Source organism: Mucilaginibacter sp. UYP27 (assembly GCF_040547175.1).
Lineage (GTDB): Bacteria > Bacteroidota > Bacteroidia > Sphingobacteriales > Sphingobacteriaceae > Mucilaginibacter.
Genome location: NZ_JBEPPE010000004.1, coordinates 16,524 through 31,703 on the forward strand (window position 1 = coordinate 16,524; position 15,180 = coordinate 31,703).

The 15,180-nt window shown below is 40.4% G+C and carries 16 protein-coding genes; 7 read left to right on the forward strand and 9 right to left on the reverse strand.

Annotation, left to right across the window (positions count from 1 at the left end; genetic code table 11):
* The first annotated feature begins 29 nt into the window (after positions 1 to 29).
* From ABIB39_RS14230 to ABIB39_RS14245, 4 genes are all read left to right on the forward strand, one after another.
* Positions 30 to 641 carry an RNA polymerase sigma factor gene (locus ABIB39_RS14230; RefSeq protein ID WP_354430827.1) on the forward strand — a complete coding sequence of 204 codons (612 nt, stop codon included), beginning with the start codon at positions 30 to 32 and terminating at the stop codon, positions 639 to 641.
* Positions 641 to 1,804: a hypothetical protein gene (locus ABIB39_RS14235; RefSeq protein WP_354430828.1), complete on the forward strand. Its 1,164-nt coding sequence runs from the start codon at positions 641 to 643 to the stop codon at positions 1,802 to 1,804. Before ABIB39_RS14230 ends, ABIB39_RS14235 begins: the two co-directional genes overlap by 1 nt.
* 266 nt (positions 1,805 to 2,070) lie before the next feature.
* Positions 2,071 to 2,148 (forward strand): hypothetical protein, encoded by a 78-nt coding sequence (locus tag ABIB39_RS14240; protein WP_354431161.1) that lies wholly within the window; start codon positions 2,071 to 2,073, stop codon positions 2,146 to 2,148.
* Between the two features lie 1,004 nt (positions 2,149 to 3,152).
* Positions 3,153 to 3,839 carry a Crp/Fnr family transcriptional regulator gene (locus ABIB39_RS14245; protein WP_354430829.1) on the forward strand — a complete coding sequence of 229 codons (687 nt, stop codon included), beginning with the start codon at positions 3,153 to 3,155 and terminating at the stop codon, positions 3,837 to 3,839.
* 418 nt (positions 3,840 to 4,257) lie between these two features.
* Here ABIB39_RS14245 and ABIB39_RS14250 read toward each other — a convergent pair whose 3' ends face one another.
* Positions 4,258 to 4,644 (reverse strand): RidA family protein, encoded by a 387-nt coding sequence (locus ABIB39_RS14250; protein ID WP_354430830.1) that lies wholly within the window; start codon positions 4,642 to 4,644, stop codon positions 4,258 to 4,260.
* A 310-nt stretch (positions 4,645 to 4,954) separates the two neighbouring features.
* Between ABIB39_RS14250 and ABIB39_RS14255 the strand changes: the two genes are divergently transcribed.
* Entirely contained in the window at positions 4,955 to 5,140 is a 186-nt protein-coding gene (locus ABIB39_RS14255) for a hypothetical protein (RefSeq protein WP_354430831.1), read from the forward strand.
* Positions 5,141 to 5,214: 74 nt separating this feature from the next.
* Here the strand turns inward: ABIB39_RS14255 and ABIB39_RS14260 are convergent, their stop codons facing one another.
* The 6 genes from ABIB39_RS14260 to ABIB39_RS14285 form a co-directional block, all read right to left on the reverse strand.
* Positions 5,215 to 6,015, reverse strand: coding sequence for a nucleotidyl transferase AbiEii/AbiGii toxin family protein (locus ABIB39_RS14260; RefSeq protein ID WP_354430833.1), 801 nt, complete (start codon positions 6,013 to 6,015; stop codon positions 5,215 to 5,217).
* Between the two features lie 2 nt (positions 6,016 to 6,017).
* Positions 6,018 to 6,848, reverse strand: a complete 831-nt coding sequence (locus ABIB39_RS14265; RefSeq protein WP_354430834.1) for a type IV toxin-antitoxin system AbiEi family antitoxin domain-containing protein — start codon at positions 6,846 to 6,848, stop codon at positions 6,018 to 6,020.
* A 571-nt stretch (positions 6,849 to 7,419) separates the two neighbouring features.
* The gene (locus tag ABIB39_RS14270) at positions 7,420 to 7,647 is read right to left on the reverse strand and encodes a hypothetical protein (RefSeq protein ID WP_354430835.1); all 228 of its coding nucleotides are present in this window, start codon (positions 7,645 to 7,647) and stop codon (positions 7,420 to 7,422) included.
* A gap of 934 nt (positions 7,648 to 8,581) precedes the next feature.
* On the reverse strand, positions 8,582 to 9,163 hold the full coding sequence (locus tag ABIB39_RS14275) for a TetR/AcrR family transcriptional regulator (protein ID WP_354430836.1): 582 nt from the start codon (positions 9,161 to 9,163) through the stop codon (positions 8,582 to 8,584).
* Positions 9,164 to 9,232: 69 nt separating this feature from the next.
* Positions 9,233 to 9,982 (reverse strand): SDR family NAD(P)-dependent oxidoreductase, encoded by a 750-nt coding sequence (locus ABIB39_RS14280; RefSeq protein WP_354430837.1) that lies wholly within the window; start codon positions 9,980 to 9,982, stop codon positions 9,233 to 9,235.
* A 180-nt stretch (positions 9,983 to 10,162) separates the two neighbouring features.
* Positions 10,163 to 10,663 (reverse strand): cupin domain-containing protein, encoded by a 501-nt coding sequence (locus tag ABIB39_RS14285; protein ID WP_354430838.1) that lies wholly within the window; start codon positions 10,661 to 10,663, stop codon positions 10,163 to 10,165.
* Between the two features lie 98 nt (positions 10,664 to 10,761).
* Here ABIB39_RS14285 and ABIB39_RS14290 point away from each other — a divergent pair, with 98 nt between their 5' ends.
* Both ABIB39_RS14290 and ABIB39_RS14295 read left to right on the forward strand, forming a co-directional pair.
* The gene (locus ABIB39_RS14290) at positions 10,762 to 11,670 is read left to right on the forward strand and encodes a Nif3-like dinuclear metal center hexameric protein (protein ID WP_354430839.1); all 909 of its coding nucleotides are present in this window, start codon (positions 10,762 to 10,764) and stop codon (positions 11,668 to 11,670) included.
* A gap of 84 nt (positions 11,671 to 11,754) precedes the next feature.
* Positions 11,755 to 14,472, forward strand: a complete 2,718-nt coding sequence (locus tag ABIB39_RS14295) for a hypothetical protein (protein ID WP_354430840.1) — start codon at positions 11,755 to 11,757, stop codon at positions 14,470 to 14,472.
* Between the two features lie 16 nt (positions 14,473 to 14,488).
* Here the strand turns inward: ABIB39_RS14295 and ABIB39_RS14300 are convergent, their stop codons facing one another.
* Together ABIB39_RS14300 and ABIB39_RS14305 are read right to left on the reverse strand one after the other, a co-directional pair.
* Positions 14,489 to 14,791, reverse strand: coding sequence for a hypothetical protein (locus ABIB39_RS14300; protein WP_354430841.1), 303 nt, complete (start codon positions 14,789 to 14,791; stop codon positions 14,489 to 14,491).
* Between the two features lie 124 nt (positions 14,792 to 14,915).
* Positions 14,916 to 15,173 carry a DUF4342 domain-containing protein gene (locus tag ABIB39_RS14305; protein ID WP_354430842.1) on the reverse strand — a complete coding sequence of 86 codons (258 nt, stop codon included), beginning with the start codon at positions 15,171 to 15,173 and terminating at the stop codon, positions 14,916 to 14,918.
* Positions 15,174 to 15,180: the final 7 nt, after the last annotated feature.

A 15,180-nucleotide genomic window follows, 5' to 3' on the forward strand; every position in this document is an offset into this window, starting at 1 on the left:
AATCGCTTGATGGATGGCTATTGTTTTCAATGAGATCCAAAGTCCTGTTCTCTCCGTTCATCCGGCCGGCAAAGGTTAAACCTATCAGGAAACTGGAGGAAATACTTGCGGGGTGTTTGGCGAACGATGAAAATTCCAAAGAGTGGCTTTACAGATCATTTTACGGTTACGTAAAGGGGGTCGTGATCAGGTATCATAAAGAACCCTTACAGGTGGAGGAACTCGTCAACGATAGTTTTATTAAGGTCTTTTACCGTCTGCACACTTTTATTTATTCGACAGACAGCGAGGACTTACCGAAGCTTTTTAAAGGATGGATGGCCAGGATAGCCTCGAGAACGGTGATTGATCATCTCCGGGTCGCTAAAAATCATTGGAGGTTTGAGGAGATTAACGAAATACACGCCCCGGTAAACGCCGTAACCGTGCTGGATAAAATGAACGTAAGTGACATTTTGAGTTTATTAAATGAACTACCTCAATTGCAGCAGGTGATTTTTAATATGTATGAAATCGAAGGGTTCAAACATGAAGAAACTGCAACGTCCTTGAATATTCCTGTAAAGCACAGCCGCGTATACCTGGCAAGAGCCAAGGAACGGTTGCGCGCCCTGTACTTAAATCAAATTAAAGAATCTTGATGATGAACCAGGAATTGATCGAACATTTAAAATTCCAGTTAGGGGAACTGGAGGTGGATTACCGGGACGGGGCTTGGGAGACCTTCAAAAGAAAAGAATACTATAACCAAAGAGTAATTTATTGGCGACGAGTGCTCAGCGCTGCGGCAGTTCTTTTGTTTCTTGGGCTGCTCATGCCCGGCCAACTAGACAAAGCAGAAAGAATTAAGACTGGTGGGAGTTACTTGTCTTCCATTTCAAAACCTACACAGACAATTAAGCACATCGGGCAAGCAACAGTAAATACTCAAAATTCAAACTTTAAGGTAGATGAGAAGGCTAAACTTACGGTTGAACATTCGAAAACCTTTCCGGCATCGGCTGAAAACGATATAATGGCATATGTAGTTGCCGCAGCAAAAAAAATAGCTCCCCCGCTTTCCAAACAGGCTCAAACAGCAAGTCCGTTAACGGCTATCTCCGGAAATAAAAGTAGGAAAAATATGACAATGGCGGAGTTATTCGCAGACGACTCTAATGAGACCACAAACTTCACGAAAGGAGCCACTACATTAAATAAATGGACTTTTGGTGTTTCTTTAGGGCAGGCGATGGACACCCGTTCAAAAGCGGACTTAAGCATCGGAACGCATGTAGCCTATGCTATAAACAGCAAAATTTCTATCTCCTCTGGGCTTGCATTTAGTCAGTTGGGCGGGGCAAAGAAATATGGCTTGACTGATATCGCAGGCAGGACCGGCAAACTTCAAAGTGGCTCACAGGTTAACTTATCAGGCATAGAGCTGCCTGTAGAGGTGCAAATAAGTACCGGCAAACAAATTTATGCGCGGGTTGGCTTATCTGCTTTTGCAGTGATAGCACAGCGTCAAACGATAGATTATAGTGAACAGAAAATAGTCTCCACTAATTTTATTGACGAGAACGGCGCTCCTCAAACTGACTTGGTCACTTCCAAAGAAGTATCTACAGAACTCGTCGGTGGTGGAAATTCAAAACAGACTAAAATGATGGCATTCTATAACCTGTCTTTGGGGTACCAGCAAAAGATAAGCAAGCGAAATACCATCGCGCTGGAACCTTATGTTAAAGTACCACTGGTTAGCTATAGCGAGCAGCAATTGAACCTGATTCAAGGCGGGCTTCGGATCAAATTGGGCTTTTAATTCTAGTAAATGATTCTACTTTATGTTTAAAAGGTAAACTTTCCCGATTAGTTTTACAGCATTACAATTTTTGCCACTTGGTTTAAGCTAAAAATAAAAAACACAGGGAAAGATATGTTTATGTGCATATTTTATCACTCGAAACTATTTTTAACATATGGAAAAGTATAGCGCACTAAAGGAATTGATAACGAACGCAGAACATGATGCCGGAGCATTTACGGAAAAGGCAACAAGGGGCTGAAGGTAACAGGCTACGAAAAACCATGCAGGATGTTAAAGTTACAGCAACCGAAGTCCGGAAAGAGGTCACTGATAAGAAAAAACCAAAGTATGGTTTTTAGAATAAGGCATTTATAAATACTAAATTATTAGTATAATAATACCGAACGAGGTATTAATAACAAATAAGATGTTTAAAGGACTAAACATAATAGATTTTTTTGAAAGGTTTGCAACGGATATGAGAGCGCGGTAGAATACCTGAAATCAAAAGGGGTTAAAGTACTTGGCGATCCATTCCTGATGCCTTCAGGAGATACCGAAGGTAAAAACTGGGTATATTTCATGAGCCCATAGGGTTCAAAGTTGGAACTGGTGTTCTACCTAAATGGAAAATGCTATCAAATACATAGTACTAAAACGATATGGTGGTCTCCTAAAGATGCGGCCGTAAATCATGTTCAAAGCGCCGCAATCAGTGAGGAAGCAGTCAATTCAATCGTTGAGCGCCACCTTTTACTTTGGAACGAGATGGATGAAAGCAAACGTCTGCTTATTATTAAAGAGGTCTACGCAGAAAATATTGAGATGGTAGATCGTCATTTTGCATCGCCCGTCTACATTGGCAGGTGGGCTCGAAGGAAAGCCCTGCAGCCGTTACCGGTATGGATTTGTTTGTAATCGTAAACAGTAAGGCTTCCAAATTACATGTGTTTGTTGATCCTGCAAAATAAACGCTCAATCTTTGGATTACAACCTAATGAAGAGAGTAAAAGATCTTAACAATGCTTTTTCCCTACTTTTTTAAAACTGTTTATTATAATAGATAAATATTAAAAACAGCCATTTTAGATGATCCAAAATTCGTTTACCTATTTAAGAAAAGAAATTCTTAAGCTGCGCAGTTTATTAAGGTAAATAGCCCTGCGTATAAAAAAAAGATCGACAATCCGATCAGCTTTTTATCGCTATACTCTTGAGATATCATTAACATGAATTCTTAAAGCGATATATCGTTAATCTAAATTGAACCTTATAAGAACTAACTATTTAATAATCAGATGTTCATATTTGCGGCCTGAGATTTGAACTATTGCTATTAGCATACGTTATAAAATAAGACCCTATGAATACTAACACAATCACTACATCAGTTTCTTTAGCCTCAGTAAATCCGCTGGCTGATCGTTTAGCCATTCAAACATCCTCCGCACTTGTTTTAAAGCCACTGATCGATCACAATAACTGGATGTTCTTTAAGTACATTCAGGCGGTAACCGGGCAGGCATTAAATGATGATGAAGAAAGGATAATCAGCAATAATTTGAAAATAAAGAAGCTAAGGAAAAGACAGTTTTTCTTACAAGCTGGCGACGCCTGCAGATATCTTGGGTTTATTGTTAAAGGTGCAACAAAGATGTATTCCATTAACGAACGGGGACAGGAATCAATCATAACATTTTGTATGGAAAATGATATCATTACAGATATGGAGAGTTTCCTAGACGGAAAAGAATCCTGTTACCATATAGAGGCGCTTGAGGATTTAGAGATGGTGGTATTTGAGCGCAATCAACTTTTTCAGTTATTGGTTTCGGTTCCCGCCTTAAACCTGATGTTTTGTCAATTTCAGATGCGTCAACTGATTGACTCTCAAAAAAGGATTAATGCATCTTTAAGCATGAATGCTGAAGAGCGCTATATGGATTTGCTAAGTTCAAGGCCTGATTATTCTCAGCGTTTTTCACAAAATATGCTGGCTTGTTACCTTGGATTAAAGCCAGAAACTTTATGCCGTATTAGAAAGCGTTAATCAATTTTTTCAATCCTGGTCGATTAGCACTGTTGCCAGTTGAATTGATTGATCATATCTGCCAGGGAATTGGAAGGACTCCATATGAAATACCAAGAAGGTTTCTGGGAACATTTTCAACAGTGCCGCCAAAAAAAAGAAAGGTTTATTTGGTTTCCTGCGTCTTGGCATGCGGCAATTCGGCTGATTATTTCAGAAGCCCTTGTTTTTATTCCCAGGTTACTGCCGTACGTACGTTGTTTTAGGCCCAGAATTACAATTTATAAATTGCTTATGCCCGGATAATAAGCTTAATAAATAGAGATCGTCTGCCTTATTGCTGAAGAATCGTATTCATTCGTGTTTTTTTCTGGTTATTTCATAGGAATGTTTATCCCCCATCAAGAATTAATTAAAAATTCTTTTCCTCAATATCTAGTTACATGTCTGAAACAGCTATCCCATCGATTTCTACTAAAAGCAAAGGTAAAGCCAGGGCAGAAACAAATACTAGTGTGGACGCATTTTTGTTGCCCAGGCTAAGTTCTTCACGGATTGCGTTAAAAACAACACGATCCTCCGGATTAATCAGATATACGGTCGACTTAACCAAGTCGGAGATTTGCATATTTGCTTCCTTTAAAATATTGGTAAGGTTCGCAAAAACGGCACGTGTCTGCGCTTCGATGCCATCTGGGATACTGCCATCTTCTGCCATGCCAATTTGACCAGCTATATACAATGTACGCCGATTGCCAACCACTTCAATACCATGATGATATGTTTTTGGTTTTTGGGTTTGCTCCGGATTATGGATGATTTTCATGTTGAATTCGTTATGGCTAATCTCTTGCTTAATGTTTTCGATTCCTGATTATTTTATTAAATTTTATTGACCACTATAACTATCTTTTAACCAGAGTTTCTATTTGTACCATAATCCCTTAATCAAAAACGATAACTTTATATGATCATTAGTCGAGTAACTCAACAAATCTTACAAGTCAAAGCACGTTTATGCATCCGCCCTGTCGAAACCTACCGTTTCTCGGTAAGTTAATGGTGAAACTGACACGTTACTTCTAAAAAAGCGACTGCAATAAAATTCATCATTGAATCCCAATTCGAGACAACTAATGGCCGATATTTACCTTGGTGAGTTCATGCGCCTGTTTTCGCACTTCTCCTTCCGTGAATCACTGGAATGGAGAAAGCCCAACGACCCGCCAAAGCCACTGAGAACAGACGACTGGTGGAAAGATAGTTTTGGTGACACGCCGCGCTTTTCCAGAAGGAAGTTCTTTGCATTGTTAACCGAATAACTATTTACCTTGGATTGGGTAAAACCAAACGCCCCGCGTCCGGAGCAATATTTTTGGTTGGGTTATTACCCGCTTTATTTCAGATGTCTTTTCGTCTTTCGAAAAACTTCTTCAAATCTATCAAGATCGTGTATTTGGTTCTGAAGCTTTTTAACCCAATCCTTACCAAATACGCCTTCTTTTGAAAGTACCTTTTTAGCAAATTCAGCTGGATCATGCTTGTGTCGCGCCGCCTTCTGCTCAAATGCTCCCCAATGTTCGTTCAGATCCATTCTTTCGATTTCCATAAAATACCAGAAATCGTAGAAGTCCCGTGGTTCCGTTCTTCCCATAAGTGCGGCCATTTTTTCGATTAGCACCTCTGAGAGCGGATAGCATTGTAATTCACAAGAAAGATCTTCCATATCTGAATAATCTGTAAACAACATTTTTTGCACCGGTTCGTATACCAGTACTTCGCCACGGGTAATATCCACTTTAATATCGCGGCTTCCTATATTGCCGCCTAATGGCCCAATATAATCAACGTAGAACTGCGAACTTCCGCTTGCTGCATGAATATTTGTCTCCTTCATTTGAAGGGTTATATTCGTCTCCTCTTTCACCCATGCGAACACTTCATTGAAATATCCGACCAGATCTTCATGAGTTAAGCTGTAGTCCAATAAGGTAAAATCCAGGTCCTCCGAAAAGCGATAATCGTCAAAATAGCATTTCTTTAAAACAGTACCCCCTTTAAAGGTCAATGCCCTTTTTAATATATTGTGGTCAGCTATAGCTGTCAGTACCCAGGTTAAAACGTAATCCTTTTCGATTTGACGGTCATTGACGCGATTTTCAGCTGCTCGCTTATTGATTTCTTTCGGAGTGATCATGGTTAGGTATAAAGGGGTGACAAAATTGACTGTCTATCTACGTTTTCCTGTATGTGCCAGCGCGAATTCATTTTACCGGCCCTGGGCCGATTGGGTTCTAATAGATAATAGGCTTTGACTTCCTTCTTTTGCAATTGTTCGCTGATCGGGTTAACGATATCTAATAACTCCAGCAGGTAACCGAGGCGTTTAAATACGGCCAGGGTACCAAATTTTTCAAGGTAGACCAACATTTTTGAGTAATCGAGTTTATCCTTAATTTTATACAATGCTTTGGCAATTTCCGTAATTCCTCCGGCATATTCCGGTTTATATAAAGCATCAACAAATGTTTTCTCCAGATCAGAACAGGCTACTTTGTGAAAACTGTCTACCCATGTATTTTTTCCGCCAAAGAAATGTTCCTTGTTATGGTAAATAAATTGGAACGTCACATCTTTTATTTTCAATGTTGATGGCTTAATTTGCTTATCCACTACAATCTGTTCTGATAAGGCCGGTTGGGTAATCAGGCTATGGATCTGCATTGCGGAATAATATCCTATATAATGCCTGGCATTTCCCACCAGGTATTTGGCCAGCAGGTGCCAGTCAGGCATAAATTCATCAGCCGGTGTTTCGTAGGGAATTACATAAAACAAGCCGTCCTTAATACGCATTAATAGTCCCCGGTTCACCATCGCGCCTACTAATTGGCGGACTGAAAACTTCGTTGCCGCGGGTAGTCTTTGATAAGCCTCGCCCAAGGTAAATGCTTTCACATCGTCACCATGGAGTAAAGCAAGCAACTGAGCTGACTGTTTATTTAATGTTTTATCTTTTATATCCTCCATGTCATGCTAAAAGTCACACCTAAGATACGATATATAATTAAGCTAATTTAAATTATATATCGTATCCCAAATGATTTTTCATAAATCACAGAACAGATATAAAGTATAATAAACAATACAAAATGCTATTCAGGAAAGCGATTTTATTATGCTGCACCTGGCATAAAATGAACGACTCAAAGCGGTCATGCAAGCAAAATATTTGCAATTGGTGAAACCTACAATTTAACCGGCATGCACTTCTTGCGGACCTCTGATTGAAGAAACTGGCTTGATTGAAATTTTTTAAGGAGGGAATGGCGGGAACCGCGCTTCATATATTTGATAAGAGCTGCTTGATGAGCAGCATTCGTTCAAAACGTTGGAGAACGTTTGGGTTACGCCGCCTACCGGATGTGTAACGGACGCAACTTATCCGGATGTCCCCGGATACGGTTAAAGCCATTGAGGAATGGCCGGAATAATAGCATAATAGAAAAGCCCGTACATTGCACTGCCGGGCTTTTCAAACCTAAACCTTATCACAAGTTGGCAAGAAGCCAACGTAAATAGAACTAAGATAGTTAAAATACTATCTGTTTGGATCACGGTATTGTATCCGCATGTGGCTTTGGAACAAACGTTCGCGGCTTTGACGCTCGGCCGCTTTTTTGGAGCGGCGGATATAACCCCAAACGAATAAGCCCCAGATGCCTAAGGCTACTGCAAAGGCCGGAAACGGATTTTTCAGATTCAGCGCGGCCATAAAAGCGCCGGTTGAAATAACACAGGTCAGGATGAAATAGATCGTCGTTTTCATAACATTCAATACTTAAAAATACTAAAATAGTTAGTTATCTGCAAGAATTTCCTCAACTTATTTCGACGATGCGGTTAAGTAACCTGGCCTGCTGTGATAACTTAACAATTAGAGTTATTTGCTATTGCGTCATTCGTAGAGTAAAGGACTTTTTAAAATGTAAAACGCTGATTACCAACATACAAGATTGAATGTTCGCAAATCTAACTCTCCGCCAAAGGTAAAATGAGAAAAACGCGCTATTCGTAGCGTCCAAGTTCAAAAAGCACCAACAATGTCCTCAGTGAAGCGGAAACGCAATAGGTTCAAAACCCTAGCTGGTCCAAACATTATTCATATCCCGCGCTTTGATTAAGAAACTTTGGCTAAACCATTTAGATTAAACATTTTTTGTATTACCTTTGAAAGTCGTCGGAATATTCGACAATATGTTTATTGAATGATTCGTTGAGTAGTTTAAAAACTACTTTATAATAAATTGATAATAAGGTATTTACATAACGGGTTCGATTCCCGCTCTGAGTACAAAGCCCGATGCATGTCCGCATTGGGCTTTTTTGTTTTAGGTTCGAGCCCTATCATTTACCCATTGTAACGGTATTTGGAGATCGTTATGTAAACGACCTATATATGTACGATGTGTTCACGTTCACGCGTGAACACTCATGTCTTTTTTATAAAAATCTGATAATCAAATGTTTAATTTTTAGACAAGTCTAAAAATTAAACTAATTACCTGTTACATAGGTTTTTATGATTACCATCATTATTATATTGTCATCAAAAACTATCAGATAACACCATCTGGACACATGGATGCCGGTTTGTTGGTTACAACAAATATTTTATCATTTTGGCAAATAAGGTAGAAAAATCAATCGTATAAAGCTTGTACAATACAGCCAGTGATAGGTATTATCACCACAAAACTACCCTACCCCAACACCCCCACCGCCAAATTAATAATATCGTCAAACACCTCCCTATCGGTGGTTGATTTGGCGGTTACCTGGATGCCTTTTACGGTATTGAACAGAAACCTGGCTAAGGCACGCGCGTTTTGTGGGTTAGTAATCTCGCCGCTCTCCTGTCCTTTCTGGATCACACGGAAAAACGCGTCTTCCACGTTCTGGTCGTTCTTTTGGATCATGTCGCCAACTTCCTTATCGTGCAGGGCTACTTCCACCTCGGCATTTACAATAAAGCAGCCTTTTTGGCTTTTATCGTTCAACAGGTTATCAGCAATAAATTTAAGTAATTCTTTTATAGTTTCTTTAGCAGGTTTCCCGCCTTCAATAATTTGCACAAACTTGCCGGTATTGGTACACTGATAACTTTCCAGCGCCTTAATAAACAGCGAGTGTTTATCGCCGTAGGTATCGTACAAACTGGAGCGGCTGATGCCCAGCCCATCTACCAGGTCTTGCATAGACGTAGCATTATACCCCTTTAGCCAAAAAAGGTCAACAGCTTTCTTCAGCACTTCATCCTCATCAAAATCTTTCGTTCTTGCCATAACAGAAATAGCTTTGCTTAATTTTAAGCAAAGCTATTCATTTTAAAATACTTATTTAAAAACCGGGGATTATCTCACACCGCCACCTGCAAGCAGGGTTTCGTTTGTTAACCAGCGAGAATCTTCTGACGCAAGGAAAACCGCGATCAAAGCGATATCTTCCGGCTGACCTATACGGCCCAGTGGCGTGGTTTTAACTGCTTCGTGATGGAAATCGCTACCGATAAAACCTGCGGTGTGCGTACCTTCGGTTTCTACCATGCCGGGGTTTATGGAGTTTACCCTGATATTTTTAGCACCAAGCTCTTTAGCCAACACGTGTGTAATAGCATCGACAGCGCCCTTTGTAGCGCTGTAAACAGCACTGCCTACCGGGGTAATTGCACTTACTACCGACCCAATATTAATAATGCTGCCACCACTTGTATTAAAGTTTGCTACCGCCGCTTGTGTGGTTAACAATAAACCAAGTACGTTCGTATCAAACTGTTTGTGGAAATGCTCCTCACTGATCTGCTCAATAGCTCCAAACTCATATACACCGGCATTATTTACCAGGATGTCTGTAGGGCCAAAGGCTTTAGTGGTTTCATCGAACAAACGGGTTACGTCAGCTGTGTTTGATACGCTTGCCTGCACCGCTATGGCTTTACCACCTGCCGCTACTATCTCGCTTACAACTTTATCGGCACCCTCTTTAGATGATGAGTAATTTACTACTACCGATGCGCCTGCTGCTGCAAGGCTTTTGGCTATGCCCGCGCCAATACCTTTAGAGGCGCCGGTTACTACTGCTACTTTATTTTCTAACTTTTTCATTTTGCGTGAGCGATTAATTTTTGTTAATTGGAATAATCGTTCCGCAAATATATACCAATAACGGAACAACCGTTCCGTTATTTTAAAAGATCATTTTGGGATGACAAATAGGGCAAAAAAAACGCCTTTAGTTTAAATAAACCGAAAGCGCTTTTAGCCAATAAATTGATATACAGTAACCTATCCCAAATAGTCAGGCGGGAATAACTTTTGCCCGTGCTTTTCAGCAATGGCGGTAAATTTCTTTAAGGTTTCTTCGTCCATGGGTTTTGGGGGGATAAATTCACCGGCTTGTACGGGTTTGCCAAGTTCAAGAAACATCTCTTCGAGCCCGGCAGGTACTACCGTGCACAGTAGTTTGGCCAGGTTGTCTGATTTGTTTTTGAAACAGTGTACAATACCACCTAAAGGAATGTTTACGAATGCGCCTTTGGTGGCGATGAAAGTTTGCTCTTCGGTCTTTACTTCTACCTCCCCTTCTATCACATAAAAAGATTCTTGGAACCCCGCGTGCGCATGTGGCCCGGGCCCGCCACCAGCAGGTACCGACATTTCTATCACTGCAAACTCGCCATTGGTTTGCTTGCCGCTCACCAGTATCCGATAAATGCCGCCAGCTACAGAAAGGTTATCACCATCTTGCGGGCCGGTTGCTGTTAAAACGTTGTTTGAGTTTTCCATAATAGTTAAGCTACAAAAAGCTCTCCACTTATCGTGAAACATCACGCAAGCACCGTCTAATAACATAGATTTAATATATTGCAGCACATATCACGATCATGAAAAAGCCCAATGCCATTTCCCGTAGAAAATTCATTACTGCTTCGGCTCTCTCCGCCGGGGGGTTAGCTTTACTGTCAATCAAACCTGCCTTTGCACATGGTCTATTATCGGTACAAAAGCGATATACAGTACAGCAGGTTATCGATCTGATATTAAATGAAGGTAACCTTACCCCCATTGCCAATACCGTGGATACTTTAAAATCCGGCGACGGCAATATGGTAGTCACCGGGATTGTTACCACCATGTTTGCTACGGTTGATGTGATCAAACAAACCGCTAAGCTTGGCGCCAACTTCATTATAGCACACGAGCCTACCTTTTATAATCATTTAGACGACCCGAACTGGGTGAATGATAATAATGTTGTAAAACAAAAACAAGCGCTGCTTAAAAAATATGGCATTACCGTTTGGCGTTTCCACGATTATATCCACAGCCTAAAACCTGATGCTGTGGAGTATGGCGTGATGAAAAAGATGCAATGGCTACCCTATTGGAAAGCCGACAGCCCAACCTTTACCATCCCAAAGATTAACCTGCAACAAATTGTACAAAACCTTAAAACAGCATTGGGCATTGCGCACCTGCGCGTTATTGGCGACCTGAAACAATCTTGCAGCCGCGTTACCTTTTTACCGGGCGCACCGGGCGGCAAAATGCAGGTTGGCTTTGCAGAATCTGATAAGCCGGATGTACTGATTGTAGGCGAGCTATCTGAATGGGAAACTGCCGAATATATCCGTGATGCGCGGCTATTAGGATCAAACATCTCGCTCATTGTATTGGGCCATAACTTTAGCGAAGACCCTGGTATGGATTATTTTGTTGATTGGCTAACACCAAAACTTACAGGCGTAAAAATAACCCACCTAAAATCCGGCGATCCATTTACGTGGATGTAGGGCAAAATAGCCCTTTTTGATCAAATAACATTGTTTTTTTAGGGATTATATATACCTTAATGGCTTAAACCATATCACGCCTTTATGAGCCAATTAGCAGGTAAACCAAACACGCCGGGTTTTGTACTTAACATCATAGAACCCAACCAATGGCCATCGGTTGCTGTGCGGTATTCTTTTAATACCATAGATGCAACACCTAACCTGCAATTCAATTTCGCATTCGATGGCAGCCAATATGACGGCGCTGAAACGGAAAAAATAGAGCTTGACCTTGCTACATTTAAGATCATAAACGATCAGCTGAACTGGCAGTATACAACCGACGACGCGCCGGATGTATCCATAAACACATTACAATATTGGGCCACATGCAGCATTGCCCCTGGCGAGCATTTGATATTTGGCACCGAACAGCTCCGCGCGTTAAAGAACTACACAAGCGTTATTATATCCTGGTTGGAATTATTATTGATTCCCGGTGAAGATGGATTTCCGGACAGTCCTTCAATCATGGCAACATCGCTTCCAATAGAAGGTGAATATGAAACTCAGGATATATTTGAACTTAATGTAACTATTTGTGTCGCCCGTACCGCCTCAAATGAAAAACAGCGTTTTATAAACATCTTACCCGATTTGACTAAAACCAATCAGGTAACTTTTGCCGGGAATTTTGAAAACGCTTTTGCAACTGGTGATAGCAAACTAAAATTGGCCACCGGTTTAAGCGCGTCTAACGGTAATAACGCTAACCAACTTTGGGTTATCCGGATGGCAGATGCCGCAGATGGCAAAGGCATTTATTACGACGTATTAAACGATAACCCCGTGGCCTTCGCGCCAACCCCGCTTTCAACGTCCTTGTTTAACGGAAATGTTGGAATCAGAGAATATATAAGCAAAATAGGGATAAATTGGAATGACGCAGGTGTTAATACAACTGTTGAGCAGATAGACCCTGACAAATGGCTGCAAATGTTTTTGCTTGGTATTGATGATGTACTATCGCCCGCTAATACCGCAGTGATAGAAACCATAACAAATACCTACAATAAAATAGATAGGTTCTCCGTGTTAAAGGACTTGCTCGACGCAAGGTCTGTCATTGTCGAAAAATTATCGGAGTTGCTTATACAGGTTGTACCTGAACAAACCGGCGACTTAACTAATGCCCGCCAACAGTTAAAGGATCAATTGCATAACAGCATGTTTAACTTTTACAAAGGCACAGCTACCATTCAGTTTAAAACTATTGTAACCGTTACAAACATCATTGGCAGTTTTGAATTACTGGGCACTGTAACACCTACCGGGAAATCGAACGATGCTACCTTCTCAAATGCCCGCATCAAAAATGATACTGAAGGTTTTATGTCATTCACCGTTTTTGCCAATGCACCTGCCGAACAGGGTTACCTCCCTGTAAATGTAAACTATCAGCTTAATAGTCTACTGTACACTGTAAATGAAAACACAGCCGTAACGCTTAGTTTGTTAATAGAACCTGCGGCTAAGCCCCTATCTGTAAATGCACCTATGGTGATACGCAATTATCCCATACCGGCGCAAATTGTTAACCAGATTATAGATAAAACAAATCCAGATCCGGTAAAGTCAGAAGATGCCAAAACATACAACTATAATTACGAATTTAATAATCATCTTATAGCACAAGATGTTTTAGAAACCTACATTACGCTTAACCCGGCTAATAAAAATATCATCGGGTTAATAAGGCAACCTGTAAATAGCCTGTTAGAGAGCCTTGCACAATTCATTAACAGCTACTCGATTATAAAGGCAGATCTGGATGAAAACCTTACACTTATTAATGATACCACTGATATATATACCAACGCTTACAGCGTTGCCGTGTCGGCGCTAACTACTTTTAGCGAACTGGCTAACCATGTAAAGGACGCGTTAGCTATTAACAGGAATGTTACAGCAACTACTAATCCCCCTATCCCTAAGGGCTATATTTTCAAATTAACAGCGGGACCGGTTAGCCCGGTAATTGATCCCCGCTTAATAATAACGGTAAGTGCCACTAAAAATGACATTGGCAAATATCCTTTACCGACAATTTCGATAGATGGATATGCCATGATGCTGCATCAAAACATGGCTAATGAAACTGTTGTGAACGCTTCTTACACCTACCTAAATGCAAATGGGGAACCTTTATTAATTAGCACTGAACAAGGCCCTTTAAAAGTGACCGTTGCCGGGTTTGATGTTTTAGAGGTAATAAAGCTATCAACCGCCACTATTATAAGCCGTAATAAAAACCTCCTGCCAGATGCACAGAACGGCTATTTTAAAACAGATGAGAGATTTGTGTACAGTACACCTCAAAATAGCTTCCCGCCCATAGAGCCATCATTGGATTGGAGCGATACTGAAATAAATATGGCTAACAACGACGCTATAACATATAGAGCAAGTTTAAAGGAACATCTATTATCGATGTTTAACCAGCTTTTGAGTAATGTATCGCAGATGTATAGCTTATCGGTGGCTATCAATTACGAATACAATTTAATTGAAGGTGACACTGTGCCGATGATTAATATGCCTGTGCTTCTAGCACAAGAAATGGAATTTAACGCTGCCGGTAGCGCTGAACTGGCCAAACATTTTGAAGAGGCTTTAAAAAACTGGCAGGAATCTACCATTACAGAGCAAACTGCAGGGGCGCGGTTTATTTTTGATGTTTCGATATTTACATCGCTTAGGTTAAACAGGCAACTTTTGCACATGCAAAATATCTATTTAAACCTAAGCGATATAATTTAACTATAATGGGCGACTACTAATAAACCGCGTCGGGCGCGTTATAGTCAAATATAAAGTCAACTATTTTTTTCAATTGAGGCATCTTTAACTTAGTGCCTTTGTACTCCCATTTTTCTTTTTCTGTATCTATACTTATTTCGCCCAGAAAGTTAGGGTCGTTGCTATCGGTTGGCTCGTGAGGGGCATCTTTGTAAGATAACCTGCTTAAGAATTTGGCGGCAAATATTTTATATGCGCCCGTGCCCCAAACACCTCTTTCGCTTACAATTTCAACATGTTGTTCAGGTTCGTTTTCTGTACCTACTTTTAAGATTACCATATCGCTTTAAGATTATAATATTATGACAATTGCTTTTTGAAGTTGTTTCAGATATTTTAAATTTCTTACCTCAATTTCTATGCGAATAAAACCATTATCAGTTTAAATAATCATTAACAATGTGTTATTTAATCTCCTCTTCATCTACATCTCTTTCAACTATCAAACTGCACTCGCCAACAAATATCGCCATCGCACCAACTGCAGCCAGTACCGGCGCAATTACAACGGCTACCAAACCTATATTTAACGGGAAACTCATAAGCTCTTTACCGTGTTTGTCGCTTATGGTTATTCGGTTGATGTTGCCCTCTTCTATAAGTTCTTTGATCTTATTTACCAGGTCCTTACCGTGCATACTGAATGTTTCTTTCTTTGTCATAAGTATT